At 68.9% G+C, this 26,200-nt stretch carries 18 protein-coding genes and 3 pseudogenes; 10 read left to right on the forward strand and 11 right to left on the reverse strand.

What is annotated here, in order from left to right:
• Nucleotides 1–55 precede the first annotated feature (55 nt).
• Nucleotides 56–2,728 (forward strand): ligase-associated DNA damage response DEXH box helicase, encoded by a 2,673-nt coding sequence (locus tag OJJOAM_RS20425; RefSeq protein ID WP_422650994.1) that lies wholly within the window; start codon nt 56–58, stop codon nt 2,726–2,728.
• A gap of 8 nt (nt 2,729–2,736) precedes the next feature.
• Nucleotides 2,737–3,480, forward strand: coding sequence for a ligase-associated DNA damage response endonuclease PdeM (pdeM, locus tag OJJOAM_RS20430; RefSeq protein ID WP_422650917.1), 744 nt, complete (start codon nt 2,737–2,739; stop codon nt 3,478–3,480).
• A 237-nt stretch (nt 3,481–3,717) separates the two neighbouring features.
• Here the strand turns inward: pdeM and OJJOAM_RS20435 are convergent, their stop codons facing one another.
• From OJJOAM_RS20435 to OJJOAM_RS20465, 7 genes and pseudogenes are all read right to left on the reverse strand, one after another.
• Nucleotides 3,718–5,073, reverse strand: coding sequence for an efflux transporter outer membrane subunit (locus tag OJJOAM_RS20435; RefSeq protein WP_422650918.1), 1,356 nt, complete (start codon nt 5,071–5,073; stop codon nt 3,718–3,720).
• A 181-nt stretch (nt 5,074–5,254) separates the two neighbouring features.
• Nucleotides 5,255–6,352 carry an HlyD family secretion protein gene (locus OJJOAM_RS20440; RefSeq protein WP_422650919.1) on the reverse strand — a complete coding sequence of 366 codons (1,098 nt, stop codon included), beginning with the start codon at nt 6,350–6,352 and terminating at the stop codon, nt 5,255–5,257.
• Nucleotides 6,353–6,467: 115 nt separating this feature from the next.
• Complete coding sequence (locus OJJOAM_RS20445) at nt 6,468–8,141, reverse strand: MFS transporter (protein ID WP_422650920.1); 1,674 nt, start codon at nt 8,139–8,141, stop codon at nt 6,468–6,470.
• A 185-nt stretch (nt 8,142–8,326) separates the two neighbouring features.
• On the reverse strand, nt 8,327–9,133 hold the full coding sequence (locus tag OJJOAM_RS20450; RefSeq protein ID WP_422650921.1) for a fatty acid hydroxylase family protein: 807 nt from the start codon (nt 9,131–9,133) through the stop codon (nt 8,327–8,329).
• Nucleotides 9,134–9,335: 202 nt separating this feature from the next.
• Nucleotides 9,336–10,649 (reverse strand): MFS transporter, encoded by a 1,314-nt coding sequence (locus OJJOAM_RS20455; RefSeq protein ID WP_422650922.1) that lies wholly within the window; start codon nt 10,647–10,649, stop codon nt 9,336–9,338.
• A gap of 293 nt (nt 10,650–10,942) precedes the next feature.
• Nucleotides 10,943–12,254, reverse strand: a pseudogene (locus tag OJJOAM_RS20460) (iron-containing alcohol dehydrogenase).
• A gap of 132 nt (nt 12,255–12,386) precedes the next feature.
• Nucleotides 12,387–13,034, reverse strand: a pseudogene (locus tag OJJOAM_RS20465) (alpha/beta fold hydrolase); the annotation flags it as partial.
• Nucleotides 13,035–13,253: 219 nt separating this feature from the next.
• Between OJJOAM_RS20465 and OJJOAM_RS20470 the strand changes: the two are divergent.
• The 7 genes and pseudogenes from OJJOAM_RS20470 (at nt 13,254) to purT (ending at nt 21,451) form a co-directional block, all read left to right on the forward strand.
• Nucleotides 13,254–14,321: a type IV toxin-antitoxin system AbiEi family antitoxin gene (locus tag OJJOAM_RS20470; RefSeq protein WP_422650995.1), complete on the forward strand. Its 1,068-nt coding sequence runs from the start codon at nt 13,254–13,256 to the stop codon at nt 14,319–14,321.
• Complete coding sequence (locus OJJOAM_RS20475; RefSeq protein WP_422650923.1) at nt 14,318–14,743, forward strand: hypothetical protein; 426 nt, start codon at nt 14,318–14,320, stop codon at nt 14,741–14,743. Before OJJOAM_RS20470 ends, OJJOAM_RS20475 begins: the two co-directional genes overlap by 4 nt.
• A gap of 90 nt (nt 14,744–14,833) precedes the next feature.
• Nucleotides 14,834–15,559: a GntR family transcriptional regulator gene (locus OJJOAM_RS20480; RefSeq protein WP_422650924.1), complete on the forward strand. Its 726-nt coding sequence runs from the start codon at nt 14,834–14,836 to the stop codon at nt 15,557–15,559.
• A 211-nt stretch (nt 15,560–15,770) separates the two neighbouring features.
• A complete protein-coding gene (locus tag OJJOAM_RS20485; protein WP_422650925.1) occupies nt 15,771–16,799 on the forward strand; it encodes a hypothetical protein in 1,029 nt (342 codons plus the stop codon).
• Between the two features lie 175 nt (nt 16,800–16,974).
• Complete coding sequence (locus OJJOAM_RS20490) at nt 16,975–17,766, forward strand: SDR family NAD(P)-dependent oxidoreductase (protein ID WP_422650926.1); 792 nt, start codon at nt 16,975–16,977, stop codon at nt 17,764–17,766.
• Nucleotides 17,767–17,959: 193 nt separating this feature from the next.
• Complete coding sequence (locus tag OJJOAM_RS20495) at nt 17,960–19,990, forward strand: gamma-glutamyltransferase family protein (protein WP_422650927.1); 2,031 nt, start codon at nt 17,960–17,962, stop codon at nt 19,988–19,990.
• 253 nt (nt 19,991–20,243) lie between these two features.
• A pseudogene (purT, locus tag OJJOAM_RS20500) lies at nt 20,244–21,451 on the forward strand (formate-dependent phosphoribosylglycinamide formyltransferase).
• Here purT and OJJOAM_RS20505 read toward each other — a convergent pair.
• The 3 genes from OJJOAM_RS20505 to OJJOAM_RS20515 form a co-directional block, all read right to left on the reverse strand.
• Nucleotides 21,373–22,848 carry a sensor histidine kinase gene (locus OJJOAM_RS20505; protein WP_422650996.1) on the reverse strand — a complete coding sequence of 492 codons (1,476 nt, stop codon included), beginning with the start codon at nt 22,846–22,848 and terminating at the stop codon, nt 21,373–21,375. The pseudogene purT and the gene OJJOAM_RS20505 sit on opposite strands and share 79 nt — an antisense overlap.
• A 2-nt stretch (nt 22,849–22,850) precedes the next feature.
• On the reverse strand, nt 22,851–23,558 hold the full coding sequence (locus tag OJJOAM_RS20510; RefSeq protein WP_422650928.1) for a response regulator: 708 nt from the start codon (nt 23,556–23,558) through the stop codon (nt 22,851–22,853).
• A gap of 133 nt (nt 23,559–23,691) precedes the next feature.
• Entirely contained in the window at nt 23,692–24,069 is a 378-nt protein-coding gene (locus OJJOAM_RS20515; protein WP_422650929.1) for a hypothetical protein, read from the reverse strand.
• Between OJJOAM_RS20515 and OJJOAM_RS20520 the strand changes: the two genes are divergently transcribed.
• A complete protein-coding gene (locus OJJOAM_RS20520) occupies nt 24,062–25,936 on the forward strand; it encodes a ligand-gated channel protein (protein ID WP_422650930.1) in 1,875 nt (624 codons plus the stop codon). The genes OJJOAM_RS20515 and OJJOAM_RS20520 overlap by 8 nt on opposite strands.
• Here the strand turns inward: OJJOAM_RS20520 and OJJOAM_RS20525 are convergent.
• Nucleotides 25,906–26,199, reverse strand: a complete 294-nt coding sequence (locus OJJOAM_RS20525; RefSeq protein WP_422650931.1) for a hypothetical protein — start codon at nt 26,197–26,199, stop codon at nt 25,906–25,908. The two genes, OJJOAM_RS20520 and OJJOAM_RS20525, sit on opposite strands and share 31 nt — an antisense overlap.
• Between the last annotated feature and the right edge of the window lies 1 nt (nt 26,200).

Consider the following 26,200-nt stretch of genomic DNA (forward strand, 5'->3'; position numbering starts at 1 on the left):
GGGAGGCCGCATGAGCGCGCGCGCCGCCGATGCGCTGGCCTTGCCCGCCGCGCCAATGGCGCAGGCGCTGCCGCAATGGTTCGCGCAGCGCGGCTGGCAGCCGTTCCCGTTCCAGCGCCAGGTGTGGCAGGCGATCGCCGCGGGCCGCAGCGGCCTCGTGCATGCGACCACCGGCACCGGCAAGACCTACGCGGCCTGGCTCGGCGCGCTGCTGCGCCATGGCGAACCGGCGGCGCAGTCTTCCATTGCACCGCCGTTGACCGTGCTGTGGCTGACGCCGATGCGCGCGCTCGCCGCCGATACCGCGCGCGCCCTGCAGGCGCCGCTGGCCGACCTCGGACTGAACTGGACCGTCGGCCTGCGCACAGGCGACACCGGCAGCAGCGAGCGGGCCGCGCAGGCGCGTCGGCTGCCGACCGCGCTGGTCACCACGCCGGAGAGCCTGTCGCTGCTGCTGACACGCGCGGATGCGAAGGAGGCGCTGGGGCGCGTGCGCATGGTGGTGGTCGACGAATGGCACGAGCTGATCGGCAACAAGCGCGGCGTGCAGGTGCAGCTGGCGCTGGCACGGCTGCGCCGCTGGTGTCCCGATCTGGTGGTCTGGGGTTTGTCGGCCACGCTCGGCAATCTGGAACATGCCAGCGAGGTGCTGCTGTCGGGCACGCCGGCCGAGCGGCGCGAGCTGGTGCGAGGCAAGATTCCCAAGCAGCTGATCGTCGATACGCTGCTGCCCGATGCCGCCGGGCGCTTTCCGTGGGCCGGGCATCTGGGCCTGTCGATGCTGCCGCATGTGGTGCGCGAGATCGATGGCAGCAGCACCACGCTGGTCTTCCTGAACACCCGCTCGCAAGCCGAGCGCTGGTATCTGGCGCTGCTCGAGGCGCGGCCGGACTGGGCGGGACAGCTGGCGCTGCATCACGGCTCGCTCGACCGCGACGTGCGCGATTGGGTCGAGGTGGGACTGAAGACGGGCACGCTGAAGGCGGTGGTCTGTACCTCCAGCCTCGATCTGGGCGTCGACTTCCTGCCGGTCGAGCGCGTGCTGCAGGTCGGCTCGCCGAAGGGCGTGGCACGCCTGCTGCAGCGTGCGGGACGCTCCGGCCATGCGCCGGGCCGGCCTTCGCGCGTGACGATCGTGCCGACCCACAGCCTCGAACTGGTCGAAGCGGTGGCGGCGCGCCACGCGGTCATGGCCGGGCGCATCGAATCGCGCGAGTCGCCGGACAAGCCGCTCGACGTTCTGGTCCAGCATCTGGTCACGGTGGCGCTGGGCGGCGGCTTCGTTCCCGATGCGCTGCTCGACGAAGTGCGTGGCGCCTATGCCTACCGCACGCTGACCGAGGCCGAGTGGCAATGGTGCCTCGACTTCGTGCGGCAGGGCGGCAGCAGCCTGTCGGCCTATCCGGACTACCGCCGCGTGCAGCCCGACGAGCAAGGCGTCTGGCGCGTGCCGGACGTTCGCCTCGCGCGCCGCCACCGGATGAGCGTCGGCACCATCGTCAGCGATGCCACCATGCAGGTGCGCTACTGGAGCCGCGCGGGGCGCGGCGGCGCGTCGCTCGGCACGGTCGAGGAGGGCTTTATCGCACGGCTGTCGCCGGGCGACTGCTTCCTGTTCGGCGGCCGTCTGCTGGAACTGGTGCGCGTGCAGGAGATGACCGCGTACGTGCGCCGCGCCGACAGGGGGCGGCCCGTAGTGCCGCGCTGGAATGGCGGGCGTATGCCCTTGTCGACGGAACTGGCCGACGCGGTGGTCGCCACGCTGGAGGATGCCGCTGCGGGCAAGCTCGATCCCGCCGATACGCCGGAGCTGCCGCTGATCCAGCCGCTGGTCGATCTGCAACAGCGCTGGTCGGCGCTGCCGACGCGCACCACGCTGCTGGCCGAGACGCTGAATTCGCGCGAGGGCTCGCATCTGTTCCTGTATCCGTTTGCCGGCCGCTCGGTGCATCTCGGGCTGGGCAGCCTGCTGGCGTGGCGGCTCGGCTCGCAGTTGCCGACCACGATCTCGGTCGCGGTCAACGACTACGGGCTGGAACTGCTGTCGGCCGCGCCGCTCGACTGGGCGCACTGGCTGCCGCTCGTGCTGGCGCAGGAGCGGCAGCGCGACCTGGTCGCCGACGTGCTGGCCAGCCTCAACGCCGGCGAGCTGTCGCTGCGGCGCTTTCGCGAGATCGCACGGGTGTCGGGGCTGGTGTTCCAGGGCTATCCCGGCGCGCACAAGAGCGCGCGCCAGTTGCAGGCCTCGTCGAGCCTGTTCTACGAGGTCTTCCGCAAGCACGACCCCGGCAACCTGCTGCTGGGGCAGGCCGAGCGCGAGGTCCTGAACCAGGAGCTCGATGCCGCGCGGCTGTCGCGCACGCTCGACCGGCTGGCGGGGCTGCGGCTGGACCTGCGCGTGCTGAAGCGGCCGACGCCGCTGTCGTTTCCGCTGATCGTCGAGTTCCTGCGCGAGAAGCTGAGCACCGAGAAGCTGGCCGACCGCATCGCACGGATGCTGGCGGAGCTCGAGCGGGCGGCGGGGCCGGGGGGCGCGAGCGAGGGCGATGGGGTCTCGGTACTGGTGGAAGAGCCGCCGTCCGATCGCGTCGCGGAGATCGCGCGCTTCGGCATGGCCGATCATGCCGGGTCGTCGTCGCGGTCGTCCTCGTCCTCGTCTTCGTCTTCTTCGTCGTCTTCGCGCCGTCGGCGCCCGCGCAAGATCTCGAAGCCGCTGCCGCCGCTGTGAAGGTGCCGATGTCGCTTGCTTCTTCGTCCTCTTCGTCCGCTCGCTCGCCCTCGCACTCGTCCGCGCCGTCGTCGGCATCGTCCTCCGCGCGCCAGGTGGAAGTCGCGGGCGAGACGCTGTGGCTGCTGCCCGAGCGCGCGGTCTGGTGGCCGGCGGCGTCGATGCTGCTGGTCGCCGACGTGCATTTCGGCAAGGCCGCGGCCTATCGCGCGCTGGGCCAGCCGGTGCCGGCCGGCACCACGCGGGACAATCTCGCACGGTTGTCGGATCTGGCGGCACGCTATTCGGCGCGCGAGTTGGTGTTTCTCGGCGACTTCCTGCATGCCCGCGCCAGCCGCACGCCGGCGGTGCTGGCCGCGCTGGCCGACTGGCGCGCCGGCCTGCACGCCGTGGTGCAACCGGGGCTGCGATGCACGCTGGTACGCGGCAATCACGATGCGCGCGCCGGCGATCCGCCGCCCTCGCTCGACATCGCCGTGGTCTCGGAACCGTGGCGGCGCGGGCCGTTCGCGCTGTGCCATCTGCCGGGCGCGGCCAACGGGGGCTACGAACTGGCCGGGCATCTGCATCCGGCCTATACGCTGCGGGCCGGTTCGGATTCGGTCCGCCTGCCGTGCTTCGTCTTCGATGCGGATGCCGGCATCCTGCCGGCGTTCGGTGCCTTTACCGGCCACGCTCCGGTCAGGCGCGCGCCGCAGCGGCGCGTCTATGTGATCGGCGACGGCCGCGTGTGGGCGGTGCCGGCGCGGTAGTGTCGCGTGACGCGGAGGCGCACGGAAGCGCTCTCCGCTCATCCGCTCACCCGCTCACCCGCTCACCCGCTCACCCGCTCACCCACTTACCCGCTCACCCACTTACCCGCTCACCCACTTACCCGCTCACCCGCTCAGGATCACGCTCACAGCTCACAGCTCACAGCTCACAGCTCACAGCTCACGGCTCACGGCTCACGGCTCACGGCTCATGGCTCATGGCTCATGGCTCATGGCTCACCGTGGCCACGTCCAACCGCCCCCCATCGCCTGGTACAGCGCCACGCTGGCATTGAGCCAGTCGGCATGCGCCTGGATCAGGTTCAGCTCCGCGCTCAGCAGTCCGCGCTGCGCATCGAGCTGCTCCAGGTACGGCGAATAGCCGGCGCGATAGCGATTGGTCGCATGGCGCAGCGCGGCGGCGAGCGCGTCGCGCTGTCGGCCCAGATGCAGGACCTGCGCCTCGAGCTGACGCAACGCGGCGAGATTGTCGTTGACCTCGCGGAAGGCGGTCAGCGCGGTGCGGCGGTAGGCGAAGGCGGCCTGATCGCGCTGTGCCGTCGCGACCTGGGCGCCGGCCTCGATGCGGCCGCCCTCGAACAGCGGTGCCAGGATGCTGCCGCCGAGCGACCAGATACGGACCGGGTTGGCCACGCCGCTGGCGTACAGCAGTCCGGCTGACCCCGAGAGGTGCAGCTGCGGCAGGAAGGCCTTGCGCGCGGCGCTCAGGTTGGCATCGGTCGCGGCAAGCTGGAATTCGGCTTGGGCGATATCCGGGCGGCGCCGCAGCAGGTCGGCGGGCAGGCCGTCGGGCACCGGCGGAGGCCGCAGCGCGGACAGCGCGGCGCCGCGCGATACCTCGCCAGACGGCGGATCGCCGATCAGCAGCAGCAAGGCGTTCTCCTGCCGTGCGACCGCCAGCTCGGCCTGGGGCACCGCCTGCGCGGTGGATTCGTACTCGGCGCGCGCCTGCGCAAACTCCAGTTGCGAGGTGTAGCCCGCATCGGCACGGCGCCGCGCCAGCCGCAAGGCGTCCTCGCGGGCAGCCAGCGTCTGCCGTACGACGGCAAGCTGGGCGTCGAGCGCGCGCAGCGTCAGATAGGCCCGCGCCGTGGCCGCGGCGACCGACAGCACCGCCGCGTCGTGCGCCGCTTCGCTGGCCTGCGTGCCGGCGCGCGCGGCCGCCGACAGGTCGGCGAGGCGCCCGAACAGATCGACCTCATAGGCGGCCTGGAACTGCGGCTCGAACGAATTGGAGATCGATTCCCGTCCCAGCGCATTGAGGCTGCGGGAGCGTCCGCCAGTCGCGGTGGCATCGAGCGTCGGCAGCAACTGGGCCTGCGCGAGGAGCTGCTGCGCGCGCGCTTCGGCGACCCGCGCCGCGGCGACGCCGAGATCGGCGTTGTTGGCCAGTGCGCGCTCGACCAGTTGCGCCAGCACCGGGTCGCCATAGCGGCGCCACCAGTCGCGCTCGAGCGGCGCGCTGGGACCGGGTTCGACGCGCCATGCGGGGGCGGCGTCAGCGCGGCGGCGGCCGGCGGCTCCGGCCGCGGGCCCATGCAGCCGAACAGCAGCGGCAGCGCCGCCGCGCACAGCGCCGTGCGCAACACGGCGCCAATGCGGGCGTGGATACGCGGGGCAATGCGCGGGGCAATGCGCGGGCCAATGCGCGGGGCAATGCGCGGGCCGATACGCGGGCCGATACGTGGACCGATACGCGGACCGATACGCGGACCGATAAGCGAGCCGAAGCGCCGAATACGTGAGCCGGCCGTCATCGCGCGTGGGACTCCGCCTGCCGGGTATCGACCTCGACCCGCACCGACATGCCGGGCCGCAGCCGCGCTGCGAGGGGTTGGTCCGGATCGATGGCGATTCGCACCGAGATCCGTTGCGCGACCTTGACGAAGTTGCCGGTGGCGTTGTCCGGCTGGATCACCGCGAACTCCGAGCCGGCCGCCGGCGCCAGCTGCTCGACATGGCCGGTCAGCCGCGCATCGTCGAGCCCGTCGACGCGAAAGCTCGCCGGCTGGCCGGGCGCCATGTGCGAGGTCTGCGCCTCCTTGTAGTTGGCGATCACCCACAGCGTCGGCGGCACCAGGAACATCGCCTGCGTGCCGGCCGTGACGTATTGCCCCAGGCGCGCGCCGATCTGGCTCAACTGCCCGTCCTGCGGGGCGCGCAGCACCGTGTTGGCCAGATCGATCTCGGCGAGCTTCAACGCCGCGCGCGCCGCTTCGACCGCCGCCTGCAGTCCCTCGCGGCTGACCGCGACGGCCTGCACGTCCTGACGCGCGATCTCGGCGGCGGCGCGGGCCTGGCGCACCGCGGCCTCGGCCTGCCGCAGCGCCGCGCGGGTCTGGTCGCGCTCGCGCAGCGAGACCGAACCGTCCGCCACCAGCTCGTCGACCCGCCGCATATCGGCCTGGGCCCTGAGCAGCTGCGCCTGCGCGTTGGCGAGGCTGGCCTGCTGCGCCAGCACCGTAGCCTCGCGCGAGCGGCGCGTCTGGTCGGTGTTGCTCAGGTTGGCGATCTGCGTGTCCAGGTTCGCGCGGGCCTGCTCGACCCGCTGGCGATAGATGCGGTCGTCGATCTTCAGCAGCACCTGGCCAGCCTTGACCTGCTGGAAGTCGCGCACCGGCACGTCGACCACATAGCCGCTGACCTGCGGGCTGATCACCGTGGTCTGCCCGCGCACATAGGCGTTGTCGGTGCCCTGGATCACTCGGGTGAAGGGCGGCAGTCCCCACGCGTACAGGATGATCAGGATGCTGGCGAGCGCGATCGCGACGACGATGATCGTGGCCCGCCGCGTGCCCTTGGGCGGCGACCAGCCGGTCGGCGGGGCGGACGCCTGCTGCGGTACCTCCACAGGGTCCTGCAGGCGCTCGGGCGAGTTGGCCTGGCCGGTCTTCGGCGCGGAAGGGGGCGGGGCCGGGTCCGCGGCCCGGCGTTTGGTCGGTCACCGGTGGCTCCAGATGTTGTTGTTATTGCTGGCGTTGCCGCATTCGTGCCATCGCTTCCAGCGGCTCGGCCATCGGGTTGTGGCCGCGGATGCGGTCGCGGATGTAGAGCGCCAGCAGCCAGACGAAGGTTGCGGACGCAATGATGCCGATCGTCAGGAAGACGTCGTTGAACGCCAGCACATTGGCCTCGCGCGTGACCTGCTGCGCCAGCAGGGCCGAGCCTTCGGCCTGCCGCAGCGCGGGATCGCTCAGCACGCGTCCGTAGGCGCCGCCCAGCGCCTGGATGCGCGCCGCATCGAACGGGTCGGTCAGCGTGATCGACTGCACCAGCGAATGCGAATGGAATTTCTCGCGATAGATCTGGAAGGTGCCGAGCAGCGCGGAGCCGGCGAGCCCGCCGAGCGATTGCGTGATGCCGAACAGCGCCGAGAAGCTGACGATATGGCTCATGCCCTTCGACAGCGCGCGCAGCATGCCGATCAGCAGCGTCGGCCCCATGAAATAGACCGCGGCGAAGGCGATCAGCGCCTGGCTCAGGTACATGTTGGCCGGCCGCGTCAGGTTGTTCGAATGCGCGTCCATGAAGGCGCCGATCGCGATCAGCAGCAGGGAGATGCGGATCGGCCGCTCCAGGTTCAACGGGTTGACCGTCAGCGCGCTGAGGACCAGCCCGGCGATGGTCGCCAGCGAGACCACCACGTACAGCGGAACCAGCTGGTCGTTGCCCATGCCCAGCGCGGTCAGCAGCCCGACCGCACCGTAGGCCTGCTCGGACAGCAGCACGCGCACGGCGATGGCGACCAGCGCGAAGCGCAGCATCGCACTGCTGCCGAGCCAGCGGGTATTGAGCAGCGGATTGGCGCGGTTGTGCTCGATCCACAGCGCGGCGGTGATCAGCGCGACCGCGCCGCACAGCGCGTAGCCGAGCCACGCGGCCTCGGTCCACCACAGGATGCGGCCCTGGCTCAGCACCGCGCACAGCAGCGCCATGCCCGGCGCGAACAGCGCGAAGGTCAGGAAATCCAGCTTCTCGAACGCGCGGATGCGCTCGCTCGGCGGCAGCCGCAGCAGCGCCACCGCGACCAGCGACAGCAGGGCCAGGCCCAGTTCGAACAGGTAGAGCGCCTTCCAGTTGCCGGCCTCGAGCATGCCGGAGGTGAAAACGCGCGCCAGCGGCGTGGCCAGTTGCGGTATGCCGATGCCCAGCACGATCGCCTTGAGCCGGTGCGCCGCCGGCATCGACTGGATCATGTAGTACAGCGCCAGCGTGCTCAGCCCGCTGGCCGCGATGCCATTGGCCGCGCGCACCAGCAGCGCGGTCTCGAAGGTATGGACGAAGATGTGGGCGAGCGTGATGACGACATAGCCCAGCAGGAACAGCCGCGCGAAATGCTGCAGGCCGTATTGCTGCCGGAACTTGATCAGCAGCATGCTGGCGCAGACGTTGGTCATCACGTAGACCGTCGACAGCCACGCCGCCTGATCGCTGTAGAGGCCGAACACGCCCTGGATATTGTTCAGGTTGGCGATCACCAGCGCGTTGCCGAAGCCGGCGGTCAGGCCGATCAGCACGCCGACGCAGAAATAGCCGACGCGCCGTGGCGTTGGATGATCGGGCGTCGCCGGCGAGCCCGGAATGGTGGGCCGTTCGTGCGGCTTGAACTGGTATTCGGCCGTGGCAGCGCCCATTGGCATGACGGGGAAGCGGGTTCAGCGAAGGTCCAGCGGGTTCGATGATTGCCGCTGCGGGGCTGAAGTGTCAAGCCGCGAGATAGCCGCCAGGAAAGGCCGCGTGAGGAAGGAAGAGGGCCGCGGCCGGTCGAAAAAAGATGGCCGGGAGCGAAGTCCCGGCCATCCGTGGCGCTGCTGTCGGTCTGTCGTCAGGCCGCCATCGCGCGTCGTTCGTCCTCGGTCAGCTGCGGGCCGTCGAGCGTCACGCGCGAATCGTCGTGGCGGAACTTGCGGATGATCGGCTTCAGTTCCTCCTTGATGTGGTCCTCGCTGTAGCCGTTGAACAGGTGGCCCAGCAGGCCGCGGCGCAGATCGCTGGTGCCCATCAGCCAGTCGGCGATCGGGAAGGTCAGGTTCATGTTGTAGTGCATCATGATTCCCTGGTTGTGGTGCGCGGTATGGTGCCGGCGGATCGTGTTGATGAACGGCATATTGCGCACGAACCAGTTGTCATGGACGTGGCAGCAGTAGTGGAACACCTCGTAGACCAGGTAGTGGCCGACCATCGTCATGAAGACGATGTACGCCGCATTGGCATTGATCAGCAGATAGGCCAGGTAGCCGAGCAGGCCGCCGCCCACGCCCAGCGTGATCAGCACGCGCCAGGGGAAGAACACGATGCGGAATTCGCGCGTGGTATCGATGGTGGGCTCGATATCGGTGAAGTACTGGTGATGCTGGCGCGTGTGCCGCTCGTAGATGGCGCGCAGCGCGAACACGTCGATGCGCCGGTGCATCACGTACTTGTGCATGAACCATTCGACCAGGTTGCCGGCGAGAAAGACCGGCAGCACCAGCAGCCACTCCCACGTCGCGTTTTCCAGCTTCGTCGCGCAGTAGTAGAGCGCGGCGATGCCGGCGGCGAAGATCACGCCGATATGCAGCAGACCGTTGTACAGCGGGCTGATATCGGCCTTGTATTGCTCGCGGAATTTGCGTTGGCGTTCGCTCATCATGATGATTGTCTCCTGTCTATAGCGTACTGACATCGTACTAATATATTAGTGGTATATGGCGCGTTGTCAAACGGTTTGTGCCATCCGGTTCGTGTCAAACGATTTCTGGCTGCTGCCTGTCGCCCCAAGAAAACGGCCCTCGCAAGCGAGGGCCGTGGAAGCGGTCGTCCACGCGTCGGCGCGGACGACATCGCATGTTTATTCAGCTCGACACTTCCTCCAGGCACTTGCCCTTGGTCTCGATGCCGAGCCACAGCACGGTGATCGCGGCGATTGCGAACGACAGCGCGCCCAGCGTGAAGATGCCGCCCTGGCCGGTGATCGGCAGCAGCACGCCCACCAGATACGGGCCAACCAGCGAGCCGATGCGGCCGATCGACGAGGCGAAGCCCGATCCTGTTGCGCGCGAGCGCGTCGGATACAGCTCGGGCGTGTAGGCATACAGCACGGACCACATGCCGAACAGGAAGAACTGCATGCACAGGCCGGCCGCGATCAGCTGTTCGACGGGCAGCTTGAGCACGGCGGCCTGGCCGTACAGATAGGCGGACGCGGCGCTGCCGAGCAGCATCAGTGCGCAGGTCGGCTTGCGCCCCCATTTCTCCAGCAGCCATGCCGAGAAGATGAAGCCCGGAATGCCGGCCAGCGAGATATAGACCGTGTACAGCACCGACTTGGTGACCGCGTAGCCCGCCTGCTGCAGCAGTGCGCCCAGCCACGTGGTCAGGCCGTAGTAGCCGAGCAGCGCGAAGAACCACACGCCCCACAGCATCACGGTGCGCTTGGCATACGGGCCTTTCCACAGTTCGCCGAACATGGCCTTGCGATCGTGCACGGTAGCGGGCGCGAAGCCCTGCTGCACGGCCGGCAGCGGCTTGCCGCTGGCGCGCTCGACGCGTGCCTCGATGCCGGCCATCACGGCCTCGGCTTCGCGTTGCCGTCCGGCGCCTTCGAGCCAGCGCGGGGATTCCGGCACCATCCGGCGCACCACGAACACGAACGCAGCCGGCAGCGCCATCGCGATGAAGATGCCGCGCCAGCCGATCACCGGCAGCGTCAGATATGCCAGCAATCCGGCGGCGATAAAGCCGATCGGCCAGAAGCCTTCGAGGATCGCGACATACTTGCCGCGGCTCTTGGCCGGCACGATCTCGGAGACCATCGACAGCCCGATCGGGAACTCCATGCCCATGCCGAAGCCGAGCAGCACGCGGTACAGCATCAGCGAGGTCACGCTGTCCGCCAGCCCGCACATCAGGCTGCCCACGCCCCAGAAGATCATGCTGACCTGGAACACCGGCTTGCGGCCGAAGCGGTCGGCCAGCATGCCGGCCACCGCCGCGCCGGCAAACATGCCGAGAAAGCTGGAACTGGCCAGCAGGCCGGTCTGCGCCGCGCTCAGGCCGAACTCGGCTTTGATCGAGCCGAGCACGAAGGTCATCATGCCGAGGTCCATCGAATCGAAGAACCATGCGGTGGCGATGATGCCGAACAAGGTGCGCTGATAGCGGGTCATGGGAAGGCGCTCGAGCCGCGCCGCGACTCCGGGGGGTCAGCGCCACACTGCCTGCCGACATGTCCATGGTTGTCTCCTGTCGTTGTCGTGGGGCCGCCTGTTGGCGGTCTGGCTAATATATTAGATGGATGCGATAGGTATGCAAACCGCGTACGGCCGAATCCGGGCCGCGCCGGCCTCCGGGGCGGCGGCTTGCCGCCCGGAAAGCGTTATTCGGCGCGGCTTGCCGGGCGAAGCTCCGGATTTGCCCTAAGGCGCCGCCTTAAGCGGTCTTAAGCCGCAAGACAGCCGCCTTAAGCCGCCTGTCTCGCGGCCGCGGCGCGGCCATGGGCGGCGAGTTCGCCGCGCCACGCGTGCTCGATCACGCGCGCATAGGTGCCCGGCACGTCCTCGACGGGAAACGCCTTGCGCCAGCCGCGTGACGCCCAGTGCGTCGCGCGTCAACGCCGGCAGCGCGTCGCGCGGGACCCCGAAGGTCTGCAGATTCGAGGGGATGCCGACCGCGTCGATCAGATCGCGCACGGCCAGCGGCACGCCGGCGACGCGCGCTTCGTCGCTGCCCTGGTCGAGGCCGAACAGCGGCGCCAGCGCCAGCAGATCGGCAGCGCGCGTGGTGCGCAGCGCGTCCAGGACATAGGGCAGCATCACGGCATTGGTGCTGCCATGCGAACGGTGGGTCAGGCCCGCGACGGCATAGGCGATGCCATGCACGGCATTCAGGCCGGCGCTGCCGTAGGACAGCGCGGCGTAGAGGCTGGCGTAGGACATGCCGATGCGTGCCTCGATATCGCGGCCGCCACCTGCACTGCCGCCGTTGTCGTTCGCTTTGCCGCTGTCGCGGTAGGCCCGCAGCAGATAGCGGCTGCACAGTGCGATCGCCTCGCGGGCGAACAGCATGGTCAGCGCCGAGCGGCCGCTGTAGCCAGGATCGGCATTGCCCTGGCGCGGGTAAGCCGCGCTGTCGACGGTCAGGTAGGACTCGATCGCGTGCGTCAGCGCATCGATGCCCGCGTCCGCGGTCACGCGCGGCGGACAGGTATAGGTGAACTCGGGATCGATCAGCGCGATCTGCGGACGCAGCGCGTTGTCCATCACGGCGATCTTGGTCGCGTTGTCGGGATCGACCAGGATCGCGCCCGGCGTCGCCTCCGAGCCCGTGCCGGAGGTGGTCGGCAGCGCCACCAGCGGGATCGGCCGCGTGCCGGCGGGCAACGTACCGGCGAAGTCGCGCACCGGCCGGCCCTCCAGCAGCGTCAGGCTCAGTGCCTTGGCGAGGTCGATATTGCTGCCGCCGCCGAGCGCCACCAGATGGTCCGGGACACGGCCGCCCAGCCGCTCGCGCAGCGCCAGCGTGGCCTCGTCGCACAGCGTCGTGCTCGGATCCGGCATGCCACCGTCGTAGACCACCGTCTCGATGCCCGCGGCGCGCGCGGCCTCGATGTATTCGGCGACCCACGGCGTACGTTCGGTGAAGAAGGGATCGGTGACCAGCACGCCGTGGCGATGGCCGAGGCGCTGCAGCAGCGCCGGCAATTGCGCGCGCGTACCGGGGCCGACGATCAGCCGCGCCGGCGCGCAGAAATAGACCAGGTCTTCGATTCTCATGGCAACTCCAGGGGGGATGGGCGAAGGAAGGGCGGTTGCGCCGGCAGGGCGCATCGACTCGGCGAGGTGCCGCAACCAGGGCAGCGCGAGCTCGGCGACGGCATCGGCATGGCCGGTCAGCAGACCGTGGCCCGCCCGTTCGATGGTGGCCAGCCGGCCGTCAGGCAATCCATCGGCCAGCGCCTGCGCGTGCGGCCACGGGCAATCGCCATCGTCGCGGCCATGGATGACCAGCGCCGGCATCGGCAGCGTGGGCAAGCGCGAACGCTGGTCGGTCTGCCGGATCGCCTGCCACGTCCGCGCGACGGCGGCGTGGTCGGCTGCCTCGCTCAGCCCCAGGCGGTGCTCCCGTGCGGCGATCTCGTCCATCAGCGCCGCGCCATCGCCGGCGCGAAACCAGCGCGTCTCGCACAGGGCAGGGGAGCCCGACAGCAACATCAGCGCGAGCGGTGCGCGTTCGTCGCGATAGCGGTCGGCGTACTCCAGCGCCACCGACACGCCCATGCTCCATCCCGCCAGCGCGAATGGCCGCGTGCGGGCATGCCGCTCCACGACCTCGCGCACCGCGGCCGCATAGCGCTCCAGCGTGTATCCGTCGACGGTGCCGGGCCGCGGCGCCGTCCCCCGTCCCTGCAGATTTGGCAGCACGAAGGTACAGAGCGCGCTCAGGCGCTGCACCACCGGCAACCACGCCGCCCTAGTCCCCTGGATGCCGTGCAGCGCCACGACGCACAACGGCCCGCTGCCGACTTCGATCACGTCCATGGAGTCTGCTGCCATGGTGTCTCCTGTACATCTAATATATTAGATGGATCATAGTAGTGGACAGGATGGCGGAAAGGCAAGCCGGCGGTGGAATTGGCGGCGGGAAGGAAGGCTCGGGGCGTACCGACCGCAGCATTTTCAGTGAAATGGCTCTTTTCAGCATTTGCTGAAAGTCGGCGTTTCAGTGAAAATCAGTCGAATGTTTCCGTCGACAGCGTCATCCGACGCCAAATCATGCCCACTGAAGCAACGATTAAGCCATTTCATCTCGAGGCGGCCGCTTTGCATGCGCTCCTTCAGCGAGTGCCCGTGGTCGAACGCCTGGAATTCGCCTCGATGCCTTCGAGTGAGATGGGGGCGGACGTTGTCGCGGAGGTTTGTGTCCAGGGCCGGCGGCATACCTTGGTCTGCCTCGTCAGTACGAGCGGCCAGCCTCGCCATGTACGCACCGCGCTGCTTCAGCTTCGGCACCGCGCGGCGCATCACGGAGAGAACGCGACGCCCGTGCTGATCGCGCCGTATCTGTCTGCCGCGGCGCAGGCCCTGTGCCGCGAGCACGATGCGGGTTTCCTCGACCTCGAGGGAAATATTCACCTCGTCTTCGGCAGCGTTTTCATCGAACGGACGGTGGCGAGCAAGCCGGTCGCCGAACGCCGCGATCTGCGCTCCTTGTTCAAGCCCAAGTCCGCCCGGATGCTGCGGATCATGTTGCGCGATCCAGGACGGGGTTGGCGCGTGGCGGCACTTGCCGAGGCAGCCGGCATCAGCCTCGGCCACGCCAGCAACGTCCGTGCTGGCTTGCTCGATCGCGAGTGGGCGAAGGTCTCGCGAGACGGTCTGTCTCTTTCCGATCCCGATGCGCTGCTCGATGCCTGGCGCGAGGCCTACGAGCCGCCGGCCGGCAGGCGTCACGGCTTCTATACGCCTCTGCATGGCAGCGCGCTCGAGCATGCGATACGAGCTGCGGTGCGGGAGCGAACCGGACTGATGATGCTCGCCTCCTTTTCGGCGGCGCAATGGCTTGCCCCGTACGCTCGCACGGCGACGCAATATTTCTATGCCGACGAGGCGGGACTCGAACAACTGCGCTCGGCGTTGAAATTGTCACCGGCATTGAAAGGCGAGAATGCCGTAGTGATGACGCTGCAGGACCTAGGCCCATTCCGCGACACGGTCGAGCCGGCCCCCGGTGTCATCTGCACGAGCCCCGTTCAGACCTACCTCGACCTCGCGGTTGCCGGCGAGCGGGGCCGGGAAGCGGCCGATCATCTGCGACAACATCAGCTCAATTGGCAGACATGACACCCGGCGAACCGCAATCCGCGGTGGATTACGACGATCGCACGACAGCGGCGGTCCAGACGGTACTGATCGAGATCGGTCAGATTCTTGGGAGCTTCAAGGGAAAATTCGCCATCGTTGGCGGCGCGGTACCCTGGCTGTTGCTGGGCAAGACAGATGATATGCCGCATGTCGGCACCATGGACGTCGACCTCGGACTGGATGCCGAGGCATGCCGTCCTTTGCTCGATCATCCCAGCGGTGCGATCGGCTTCGATTGCATTGCCCGAAAATTCGATTCTGTGGAAGGCTTCGGGCCGACCTGCGTGCGCCGGTTCGTCGAGGACACCGATGTGCTGCGCGACCGAACGCCGGAACAGTGGCAGCAGGATGCATTTGGGCAGGTCGATGCCTGGCTGCGCACGCTAGGCTTGCGCAGCTGAACGTTGCCGCCATATCGCATCCCGCCTCGCCGCCCCTGCCGAAAATGACTCATATACAATTTGCATTCGTCAAACATGCAAACGACGTCAATGGTCAAGAAAGCGGCGACAGTCAGGCGGGCGGCAGCGGCCCATGTCGAGGACGATGGCAGTGAGAACGGGGCGGGGGCGCGCGGGCGGCTGACGGATCAGGCTTATCGGTGGATCGAGGAAGCGATCGTCACCTTGCAACTCGCGCCCGGGTCGTCGGTCTCCGAATTCCAGTTGAGCGAGATGACCGGTATCGGCCGCACGCCGATCCGCGAGGCGATTCAGCGGCTGGCGCGCGAGCATCTGATCGTGGTGCTGCCGCAGCGCGGCCTGCTGATTCCGCCGATCGACGTGGCCAAGCAATTGCGGCTGCTGGAGACGCGCCGCGAGGTCGAGCGGCTGATCTGCCGCAGTGCGGCGCGCCGCGCCACCGTCGAGGAACGCCAGGGCTTCCGGCGGCTGGCCGCGGAGTTCGAGCGCTCGGTCAAGAAGAGCGACGAAGTCGCGTTCGTGCGCGCCGATGCGGGCTTCAACGAGCTGTGCCTGCAGGCCGCGCGCAATGAATTTGCCGAAGGCGCGATGCGGCTGATGCATGGGCTGTCGCGCCGCTTCTGGTATTTTCACTACAAGCAGGCCGCCGATCTTCCCGAGATGGCGCGCCTGCACGCCCGTGTCGCCGCAGCCATCGCCGAGGGCGATGTCGAAGGCGCGGGCGCGGCGCTCGACGCGCTGCTGGACAATATCGAGGACTTTACCCGCGCGACCGTGCTGGGCGACCGCCGCTAGGGGTTGCCCGGCCAGGCCCGGCGAGGCCACCGCAACGCCAAGGCAACGCCAACGCAGACCTAGGCCTGTCAAGGCAGGCCCAGGCAGGCCCAGGCCGGCCAGGCAGGCCAAGCACGCAGGCCAAGGCAAGCCACGGCCACGGCTACGGCCACGGCAGGCCAAGGCGTTCAGCCGGCACGGCGCGGGTTTGAAACAAGGAACCCACCAACGCATGCCAAGCCGCCAGATTCGCCCGCTTCGACTGATCCCGTCCCTGCTGTGCAGCCTGCTGACGGCCACCGCCGTCGCACAATCGCCCACGTCGCCCACGTCGCCAACGTCGACCACTCCGCTCGCATCGACCGATCCCGTCCCGGCCGCGGTCGAGGTCCGCAACCTGACCACGTCGACCACCTGCGCCGAAGAGGACAACGTCTCCTTCGCGCTGGCGGCCCCGTCGATCCAGCGCTTCCGCGTCGAGGCGCTGCATCCGGCCTACATCGGCACGATTCGCAAGGACAGCTCGGCGCCGGACTTCTCGGGCTGCAATTTCGGCGATACCCCGCATCCCACCGATCCGCGCCACAGCTTCAAGCCGCGCAAGGTCCGTCTGTATGACGGCAAGGACCTTGCGATCGTCGGCATCACCTTCGACAGCTTCTGGCGGCCCCAGCGCGTGCCGGTCACCGTGGGCGGGCGCAAGGACGGCGGTTTTCATCTGATCCAGTTCTTCGACAAGCGCAAGGGCCCCAAGGGCAAGGTCGTCGAGACCGAGGTGCTGGTGCTCTATCCGTCGGACGGCTACTGGCGCGCCAAGCCGCTGCCCGCCGCGCACCTGCCCGACAACGCCTATGGCTCCTCGTTCCTGATGGGGCCGGTACAGCAGGACCTGCGGCCGATCGTCGATATCGCCCAGATCGATATCGACCCGCGCCGGCGCACCATCGGCCTGCGCTTCACCGCCGGCGGCGAGGCGCAGGTCGCGATCCGCGAGATCAGCCGCACGCGCACCGCGCTCGATGTCGCCTTCAGTCCGCCGTATCGCGCGCAGGCGCCGTTCGCGATGCTGCGCTCGATGTACGTGACCGAGGACAACGCCGACATGAGCCGCGTCAGCTGGCAGGACCCGGCCGGCCAGGCGCGCGACGCCACGGTCGCGGAGGTGTCGACCTGGCAGGCCAACGATGTCCGCTTCGGACGCACCGTCCCGTCGCGGCACAACACCAGCGCACCGGACATCCGCTTCAGCGATTTCCGCTGACGTGCCGGCACGGCCTGCCGGCTTTGTAATTCCGGGCAACGGAAGCACGAAGCGGCGGGCGCGCGGCGGCATCGCAACGCGCGGAACGAACTTTGCTTGAGGGACGGGTTGGCCGTACCGCCCCGCGCAGCGTTGCGCCGGGCGATACGAACCGAGCCGCCATCAGGAGATCGCCGTGAACCAAGCCGCCCGTCCCTTTGCCGTCGTCACCGGTGCCTCGTCGGGCATCGGCTTCGAGCTTGCACGCTGTTGTGCGATGCAAGGTTACGATCTGCTGATCGCGGCCGACGAGCCCGCCATCGACACCGCGGCGGTGGCCCTGCGCGATACCGGCATGGCCGTCGATGCGCTGTGCGTGGACCTGGCCGATCCGGCCGGTGTCGAGGCGCTGTATCGCGCCACGAACGGGCGTCCCGTCGACGTGCTGTGCGCGAACGCGGGCCGGGGCCTGGGCCGGGCCTTTCTCGACCAGGAATTCCGCGACATCCAGCGCGTGGTGGAGACCAATGTCACCGGCACGCTGGACTTGCTGCACCGCATCGGCCGCGACATGCGAGACCGCCGCACCGGCCGGATCCTGATCACCGGCTCGATCGCCGGCTTCATGCCGGGCACCTATCAGGCCGTCTACAACGCGACCAAGGCCTTCCTCGATTCGTTCTCGTTTGCGCTGCGGCACGAATTGCGCGATTGCGGTGTCACGGTGACCTGCCTGATGCCGGGCGCGACCGAGACCGACTTCTTCGAGCGCGCCGACATGCTTGACACGCGCCTGGGCCAGCAGAAGAAGGACGACCCGGCCGAGGTAGCGCGCGAGGGCTTCGAGGCGATGCTGCGCGGCGACGGCGACGTCGTCACCGGCTGGCAGAACAAGCTGCGCGCCGCGATCTCGAACGTGACACCGGCCGATCTGCTGGCCGAGCAGCACCGCCGCATGGCCGAGCCGGGCGGCGGCATCGAGCGCTGAGCCCGCCGAAGCGAAGGCTCGCCGCGCGCCAGATCGTCGTTGAGGACCATTGCATAGCGGCCGTGCGCGTACTAGCGTCGTAGTTGTCGTTCCCACCGCCGCCGTTCCGGTGCCCCATCCGCGCCGGCGGACGTCCGCATCCCGGGCACCGAGCCAGCCCTGCCAGCCGATGCCCGACAACAAGGAGACAGCCATGCGACAGCGCACGACCTTCGATCCCGCCTTTCCCGCATCCCCGCCGCGCAGACGTCCCCGCGGCTGGCTGATGATGGCCACCGCCGCGCTGTTGCTGTCCGCGTGCGGCGGCGACGATGACGACGACCACCATGGCCACAAGCCGCCGCCCCCGCAACCGGTGGCGGGCTGCGAGTTGAATGGCACGACCGGCGGCGAAGTGATCGTGCTGCCCGGTGAACCCGGCGCCCCCGAGGTCGCCACCGGCTACGCGCCGAAGCGCACGGTCTACGCGAAGACCTATATGGCGGTGACCAACAACCCGGTCTCGACCAAGGTCGCCTGCGACATCCTGAAGGACGGCGGCACCGCGGTCGATGCGGCGGTGGCCGCGCAGATGGTGCTGAACCTCGTCGAGCCGCAGTCGTCGGGCATCGGCGGCGGCGCCTTCATCATGCATTACGACGCGCAGACGAAGAAGGTCATCGCCTACGACGGCCGCGAGACCGCGCCGGCCGGGGCCGACGAGAACTATCTGCGCTGGAAGTCCTCGACCGACCAGACCCCGCCGCTGCCCAACGCGGTGCGCAGCGGCCGCTCGATCGGTACGCCCGGCACGCTGCGCGTGCTCGAGCTCGCCCATCGCGACTACGGCAAGAAGACCTGGAAGGAGCTGTTCTCGCCGGCGATCAAGCTGGCCACCGACGGCTTCGCGATTCCGCCGCGCATGGCCGCGTCGATCTCCAGCGCCACCACCGTGCAGAACATCAAGCGCGATCCGGAGATGGCCGCCTACTTCCTGAACCCCGACGGCACGCCGCGCGCGGTCAATACGATCCTGAAGAACCCGGCGCTGGCGCAGACCTTCACCGCGGTGGCAGAGGGCGGGGCCGATGCCTTCTACAAGGATGGGCCGATCGCCCGCGGCATCGTCGACAAGATCCGCACGACCTACGACGGCAACACCACGCCGGGCGCGACCACGCTCGACGACCTTGCCAACTACCAGGCGAAGAAGCGCGAGCCGGTCTGCACCACCTACCGGCAATACGAGATCTGCGGCATGCCGCCGCCATCCTCGGGCGGCATCGCGGTCGGGCAGATTCTCGGCATCCTGGAGAACTTCGACATGGCCAGCCATGCGCCCACCAGCATGGACCAGAACGGCGGCAAGCCCAGCGTCACCGGCGTGCACCTGGTCGGCGAGGCCGGCAACCTGGCCTATGCGGATCGCAACCAGTACGTGGCCGACACCGACTTCGTGCCGCTGCCGGGCGGCAGCCCCGACACGATGCTCAACAAGAGCTATCTGGCCCAGCGCGCGGGCATGATCAGCCTGACCGCGACGATGCCGCGACCGGTGCCGGCCGGCAACTTCGGTGGGGCGCCGATGGGAGCGCCGATCATCGCCGAGCGCGGCACCACGCATCTGTCGCTGGTCGACAAGTACGGCAACGTGGTGGCGATGACGACGACGATCGAATCGGGACTGGGTTCGTACCACATGACCGGCGGCTTCCTGCTGAACAACGAGCTGACCGATTTCAGCGCGGAGCCGGTCGATGCGAAGGGGGCGCAGATCGCGAATCGCGTGCAGCCGCTGAAGCGCCCGCGCAGCTCGATGTCGCCGACGCTGGTGTTCGAGCGCAAGGGCGACGGCAGCCGCGGCGACTTCAAGATGACCACCGGTTCGCCGGGCGGGGCCACCATCATCCAGTACGTCGCCAAGACGCTGGTCGGCGTGCTCGACTGGAAGATGGACGCGCAGCAGGCGGTGTCGATGATCGACTTCGGCTCGAACAACGCGACGATGATCGTCGGCGGCGAGCATCCGAACGTCGATACCAGCACGCCGCAGGGCGGACTGCCGGGCGACAACGATCCGCTGGTCAAGGGCCTGCGCAATCTGGGCCATACCGTCAGCGTGGGCAACCAGTCCAGCGGCCTGAGCGCGATCGTGCGGGAGACGATCGGCGGGGCACCGGCGCTGGTCGGCGGTGCCGATCCGCGGCGCGAGGGCGTGGTGCTGGGCGATACGTTCCGGCCGTGATGGCGGCGCATTAGCGCCGCAGTAAAGGGGCGGGCCGGATCCTGTGCAAGCAGGTCCGGCCCGCTTCGCTTGCGTGCCGCGGGGGGCACCTGGACCGCTACAGGGCTGCAGGGCTGCAGGGCTGCCGGGCTGACGGGCTGACGGGCTCCGGGCCGCCCGGGCGGGTGAGCGCCTGAACACCTGGGCGCTTGGGCCCCAGGCCCCGGTACAATGCCCGCTTTCCGCCCGCCCTGATTTCTTATCCCTCGCTCCCATGACCACGCTAGGAACGCCCCCTTTCTCCCCGCGCCACCAAAGTGATGCTGCTCGGCTCCGGAGAGCTCGGCAAGGAAGTGCTGATCGCCCTGCAGCGGCTCGGCGTCGAAACCATTGCGGTCGACCGCTACGACAATGCGCCGGGCCAGCAGGTCGCGCACCACGCGCGCACCATCGCGATGAGCGATCCCGAACAGCTGAAGGCGCTGATCGAGGCCGAGCGGCCCGACCTGGTGGTGCCCGAGATCGAGGCGATCGCCACGCCGATGCTCGAAACGCTGGAAGCGGCCGGCACGGTCCGCGTCATTCCGACCGCCCGCGCCGCGCGGCTGACCATGGACCGCGAGGGCATTCGCCGCCTGGCGGCCGAGACACTGGGCCTGCCGACCAGCCCGTATCGCTTCTGCGATTCGCTGCAGGAACTGCGCGACGCCATCGACGGCGGCATCGGCTACCCGTGCGTGGTCAAGCCGGTGATGAGCAGCTCGGGCAAGGGGCCAGAGCAAGCTCGACGGCCCGCAGGATGTCGAGCGCGCGTGGGAATACGCGATGGCCGGCGGGCGCGTCAGCCACGGCCGCGTGATCGTCGAGGGCTTCATCGATTTCGATTACGAGATCACGCTGCTGACGGTCCGCGCGCGCGGCGCCGACGGCGGCATCGAGACGCATTTCTGCGAGCCGATCGGCCATCTGCAGCAGGCCGGCGACTATGTCGAGAGCTGGCAGCCGCATCCGATGCATCCCGCCGCGCTGCAGAAGGCGCGCGAAATCGCCCGCGCCGTCACTGGCGACCTCGGCGGGCAGGGCCTGTTCGGCGTCGAGCTGTTCGTCAAGGGCGAGCAGGTCTGGTTCAGCGAGGTCAGCCCGCGCCCGCACGATACCGGCATGGTGACGATGATCACGCAGTGGCAGAGCGAGTTCGAACTGCATGCGCGCGCGATTCTCGGCCTGCCGGTCGATACCACGCTGAAGAGCCCGGGCGCCAGCGCGGTGATCTATGGCGGCGTGGACGGCGAGGGCGTGGTGTTCGACGGCGTCGACCAGGCGCTGCGCGTGCCGCGCACCGATCTGCGCCTGTTCGGCAAGCCGGAGAGCTTCGCCAAGCGCCGCATGGGCGTGGCGCTGGCCTACGACGCCGACGTGGAGGCCGCGCGGGCCAACGCGCGCGAAGCGGCGGGCAAGGTCGTGCCGCGGCTGCCGGACTGATCCACCGCCCGCGGCAGCCACATGCCGACCCACAGCCCGCGCGGCAACGCATTGCGCGCCGCGATGCCACCGCCGTGCGCCGCGATGCTCGCCATGGCGATGCTCAGGCCAAGCCCGGAGCCCTCGCTGTCCGGCCGCGCGCCGTCGCGGACCCGATAGAAGGGCTCGAACAGATGCGGCAGCGCGTCGGGCGGCACGCCCGGCCCGCCATCGACGATATCGAGTTCGAGGCGATCGCCTGCGGCGCGCAGCGTCACGCGGATCGGCGCGCCCGGATCGGTATGCCGGATCGCGTTGCGCAGCACGTTGTCGATCGCGCTGGACAGGCGCACGCGATCGCCCATCACCATGGCGGGCGGCGGTGCCGTCCATTCGACCGAGACGCCGCGTGCCGCGGCTTCGAAGCGGGCGTCCTCGACCACGGCGTCCACCACGCCGACCAGCTCCAGCGGCTGCAACGGCAGCCCCTTGGCGCCGAGCCGGGCCAGCGTCAGCGTATGCGCGACCAGGCCGTCGAGCCGCTCGATCTCGCGTTCGATCCGATCGAGCTGCACCGACAGCCGGCCATCGTCGCGCCTGGCCAGTTCGCTCGACACCTGCAGCCGCGCCAGCGGCGAGCGCAGTTCGTGGGCGATATTGCGCAGCATCCGTTCACGCGATCTGACCAGCGCCTCCAGCCGCGCCGCCATGCTGTCGAAGTCGCGCGCCAGATGGCCGAGCTCGTCGGCGCGCGCCGCCATCGCGGGCGGCATGCGCGCGCGCAGATCGCCGCCGGCCAGGGCACGGACCGCCTCGCGCAGGCTCCGCACCGGCGCCGTGACATGGCGCGTCAGCGCCCAGCACAGTGGCGCGCTGACCGCCAGCGCGAACAGGCCCAGCGCCAGCATCACCGGCGACAGGTGCAGCATCTCCCAGCGCGAGGAATCGAACGGCAGGAAGACCATCAGCAGGTCCTCGCCATCGGGCAGCGGGATCGCCTGCGGGTCCCACCATGACACGCTGGCGCCGGGCGCCGGCGGCAACGTGCCGCGATCGTGGTCGAGCGGCGCGCTCGCGGCGAGCGCATGGCGCGGGCGTTCCAGCGTACTGACCCAGTCATGGACCCGTGTCGGCAGGCGGCGGCCGAGGATGTCGACGTTGTGCTCGTCGACCAGGTAGATCTGCAGCGCCGAAAAGCGCGAGTCCATCGCGCGCACCCAGCGTTCCAGCCCCGGCCGGCCCTGCGTGCGCGCGATCTGCAGCGCGTCGTAGGTCAGGCTGGCGGGATTGAGGCCGTCCAGCGCCTGGAAGCGATACCAGGCGACCGACGCGGTCAGCGCCATGCCGATCGCCACGATCGCGGCCATGCCGGCCCAGAAGGCGAGGAAGTTGCGCCAGAACAGCGGCAGCGAGGCCATCGTCACGCCACCAGCACGTAGCCGCGTCCGCGCTGGTTGCGGATGGCCGCTGTTGCCGCGAAGCCGTCCCCGCCGAGCTTGCGGCGCAGGCTGCTGATATGCGTGTCGATGCTGCGGTCGTAGCGGTCGGGCACGCGCCCCAGCGCGTACTGCCCGAGCTGTTCGCGCGCCACCACCTGGCCGGCCGAGCGCATCAGCATTTCGAGAAGCCGCGCCTCCGTGCCCGTCAGCGACACCTCGCCATGGGCCTGCGTGACCTTGCCGGAGACCACGTGCAAGGTCAGCCCGCCGACCGTCAGCGGGTCGGTGCCACTGTCCGGCGTCGTGTCGAAGCGGCGCAGCACCGCGCCGATGCGCGCCTTCAGTTCGCGCGGGCTGAACGGCTTGGCCAGATAGTCGTCGGCGCCCAGCTCCAGCCCGATCACGCGATCGGTCTCGTCGCCATGCGCCGTGAACATGATGACCGGGCGCTGCGAGCGCGCGCGATGGCGGCGCAGCAGGTCGAGCCCGTTGCCGTCGGGCAGCATCAGGTCGAGCAGCGCCAGGTCGTGGTCGTCGCGCGAGAGCAGCGCCTCGCCGTCGGCGCCGCGATGCGCGACCGAGAACTGCCAGCGCTCCGGCTCGAAATACTCGCGCAGCATCTGCGTCAGCTCGACGTCGTCGTCGATCAGCAGGATGCGGCGGGGCGCGTCGGGCGAGCGTACTTGCATGCGTGTCGGAAGGGGATGAGGCACCGTCCCGGCGGCGCGATCGCGCGCCACGTCAAGAAGTGCCAAGAAGTCAAAAGCTGTCCAAAGCTCGTTGATGAGCCCGGCGGGCCACATTCTAATATGAGAATGATTGTCATTCACGGAATCGGCCGCAGACGACGTGCCGGGCATACGGGGAAATCGCGAGCATGAGCAGTAGCAGCAGTGACATGGGCAGCGGCGCGGCCAGCGGTGGCGCGAGCTTGATGACGGTAACGACGGGGACGACTGGAAGGACCGGGACGACTGGAACGACGCGGCACCGGGCAACGACTCGGCGACGCAAGCTGCGCGCGGTGGCAAGGGGCGCGGCCATGCTGTGCGCGGGCGCCGCTGGATGGATGGCAAGCGGTGCGTTGGCGCAGCAACCCGTCGGCGATGCGACCGCGCCGGCAACACGCGCCACATCGGCCACACTGGCCACACTGGCCGCGCCAGCCACACCAGCCACGCTGGAAACCGTGGTGGTCACCGCCTCCGGCTACGAGCAGCAGATCAAGGAGGCCCCCGCCTCGATCTCGGTGATCACGCGCGAGGAACTGGAGAAGGGCGCCTATCGCGATATCAACGACGCGCTGATCGGCGTGCCCGGCGTGGTCGTCACAGGCGGCGCCGACCGGCAGGACATCAGCCTGCGCGGCATGGGCGCCAAGTACACGCAGATCCTGATCGACGGCAAGCGCCAGAATTCGCGCGAGACCCGAACCAATTCCGACAGCGCCGGCGTCGAGGGCGGCTGGACGCCGCCGCTGGCCGCGATCGAGCGGATCGAGGTGGTGCGCGGCCCGATGTCCTCTCTGTACGGCTCCGACGCGATGGGCGGCGTGATCAACATCATCACGCGCAAGGTGCCGAAGCGATGGACCGGCGAGGTGCGCACCGACGCCACGCTGCAGCAGCACAGCCACTCCGGCAACATCTACCAGGGCAATTTCTATCTGGCCGGCCCGCTGCAGACCGACCTGCTGGGCCTGCAGCTGTACGGCCAGTACACGCACCGCGAAGAGGACGACATCGCCTACGGCTTTCGCGGCCGCGATACGCGCAACGTCACGGCGAAGCTCGCGCTGACGCCGAACCGCAACCACGACATCGTGCTCGAGGCCACCTCGATGCGGCAGAACATCGAGGAGACGCTGGGCCGGACCGTGGCGCCGCTGCCGCCCGGCGCGAGCTGCCCGCGCACCGGCTGCCCGGCATCGTCCGAGACCGACTACCGCAGCGAGAAATACGCGCTGTCGCACACCGGCCGCTGGGGCTTCGCGACCTCGGACAGCTATATCCAGCAGGAAGAGTTCGACAACCGCACGCGCCGGATGAAGATCCGGAATCTGGACATGCGCACCAGCTGGACGATGCCGCTCGGCAACCACATGCTGACCGTCGGCGCGAACTATCTGAACCAGCGCCTGAACGACCAGACCGGCAACCAGATCGCCGGCGGACCGAACCAGGTCGAGCGCTATCAATGGGCGTTGTTCGCCGAGGACGAATGGCGGCTGACCGAGCGCTTTGCGCTGACCGGCGGCCTGCGCATGGACAAGGACGAGAAGTTCGGCGACCACTACAGTCCGCGCCTGTACGGCGTCTGGCAGGTGGCCGACCGCTGGACCGTCAAGGGCGGCGTCTCGACCGGTTTCCGCGCGCCCGACCTGCGCCAGACCGTGGCGGGCTGGGGCCAGACCAGCCGCGGCGGCAATATGTACGGCAACCCGGACCTGAAGCCCGAGACCTCGGTCACGCAGGAAATCGGCCTGCTGTACGACAACGGCACCGGCTTCCACGCCGGCTTCACGGTGTTCAACAACGACTTCAAGGACAAGATCACCCGCGTCGCCTGTCCGCTCACGCGGTGCACCGATGGACCGAACCAGTTCGGCGCCAATCCGACGACCTACATGAACGTCGACAAGGCGTACTCGCGCGGGATCGAGGCGAGCCTGAAGTGGCCGCTGGCGCGCGACTGGTCGCTGGTCGGCAGTTATACCTTCACCAAGTCGGAGCAGGAGAGCGGCCAGTACCAGGGCCAGCCGCTGAACCAGCTGCCGAAACACCTGCTGAGCGCGACGCTGAACTGGCAGGCCACCGGCGCGCTGCGCGCCTGGACCCGCGTCAACTATCGCGGCAAGGAAAGCCAGCCGATCACCGGGCCGTCGTCGAGCACCGTGGTGGCGCCGTCGTACACCTTCGTCGACCTCGGTGCGACCTATGCGGTCAACAAGAACGTGTCGGTGTTCGCCGGCATCTACAACCTGTTCGACAAGTCGGTCCGCTATGCCGACTACGGCTATGTCGAAGACGGCCGGCGCTACTGGATGAGCGTCTCGGTCAAGTTCTGAGGAGGAGCCATGCCATCGATTCCGTTCACGATGTCCGCCGCGACGCGGGCCTTGCGCCGCGCCCGTGCCGGCGCGCTCGCCGCGGCGTGCGTTGCGTCTTCTGCGTTCTGCTGCGCCGCCTTTGCTGCGGCACCGGCGGCATCGGCGGCACCGGTGGCATCGGCGGCACCGGTGGCACCGCTCCCCGCCACCGGGCCCACGCTGTCGATCGCCCATGCAAAGGGCACCGCGACGCTGCCCGCGCAGCCCGCCAAGGTCGTCACG

Origin of the sequence: Cupriavidus sp. H18C1 (genome assembly GCF_049311595.1) — a bacterium.
In the GTDB taxonomy this organism is placed as follows: domain Bacteria; phylum Pseudomonadota; class Gammaproteobacteria; order Burkholderiales; family Burkholderiaceae; genus Cupriavidus; species Cupriavidus cauae.

Excerpts from the sequence above, each read along its gene's own strand:
- OJJOAM_RS20425 (WP_422650994.1), top strand. The coding sequence starts at position 56 with ATGGCGCAGGCGCTGCCGCAATGGTTCGCGCAGCGCGGCTGGCAGCCG.
- pdeM (WP_422650917.1), top strand. The coding sequence starts at position 2,737 with ATGTCGCTTGCTTCTTCGTCCTCTTCGTCCGCTCGCTCGCCCTCGCAC.
- OJJOAM_RS20445 (WP_422650920.1), bottom strand. The coding sequence starts at position 8,141 with ATGCCAATGGGCGCTGCCACGGCCGAATACCAGTTCAAGCCGCACGAA.
- OJJOAM_RS20450 (WP_422650921.1), bottom strand. The coding sequence starts at position 9,133 with ATGATGAGCGAACGCCAACGCAAATTCCGCGAGCAATACAAGGCCGAT.
- OJJOAM_RS20455 (WP_422650922.1), bottom strand. The coding sequence starts at position 10,649 with ATGACCCGCTATCAGCGCACCTTGTTCGGCATCATCGCCACCGCATGG.
- OJJOAM_RS20470 (WP_422650995.1), top strand. The coding sequence starts at position 13,254 with ATGCCCACTGAAGCAACGATTAAGCCATTTCATCTCGAGGCGGCCGCT.
- OJJOAM_RS20475 (WP_422650923.1), top strand. The coding sequence starts at position 14,318 with ATGACACCCGGCGAACCGCAATCCGCGGTGGATTACGACGATCGCACG.
- OJJOAM_RS20480 (WP_422650924.1), top strand. The coding sequence starts at position 14,834 with ATGGTCAAGAAAGCGGCGACAGTCAGGCGGGCGGCAGCGGCCCATGTC.
- OJJOAM_RS20485 (WP_422650925.1), top strand. The coding sequence starts at position 15,771 with ATGCCAAGCCGCCAGATTCGCCCGCTTCGACTGATCCCGTCCCTGCTG.
- OJJOAM_RS20495 (WP_422650927.1), top strand. The coding sequence starts at position 17,960 with ATGCGACAGCGCACGACCTTCGATCCCGCCTTTCCCGCATCCCCGCCG.
- OJJOAM_RS20505 (WP_422650996.1), bottom strand. The coding sequence starts at position 22,848 with ATGGCCTCGCTGCCGCTGTTCTGGCGCAACTTCCTCGCCTTCTGGGCC.
- OJJOAM_RS20510 (WP_422650928.1), bottom strand. The coding sequence starts at position 23,558 with ATGCAAGTACGCTCGCCCGACGCGCCCCGCCGCATCCTGCTGATCGAC.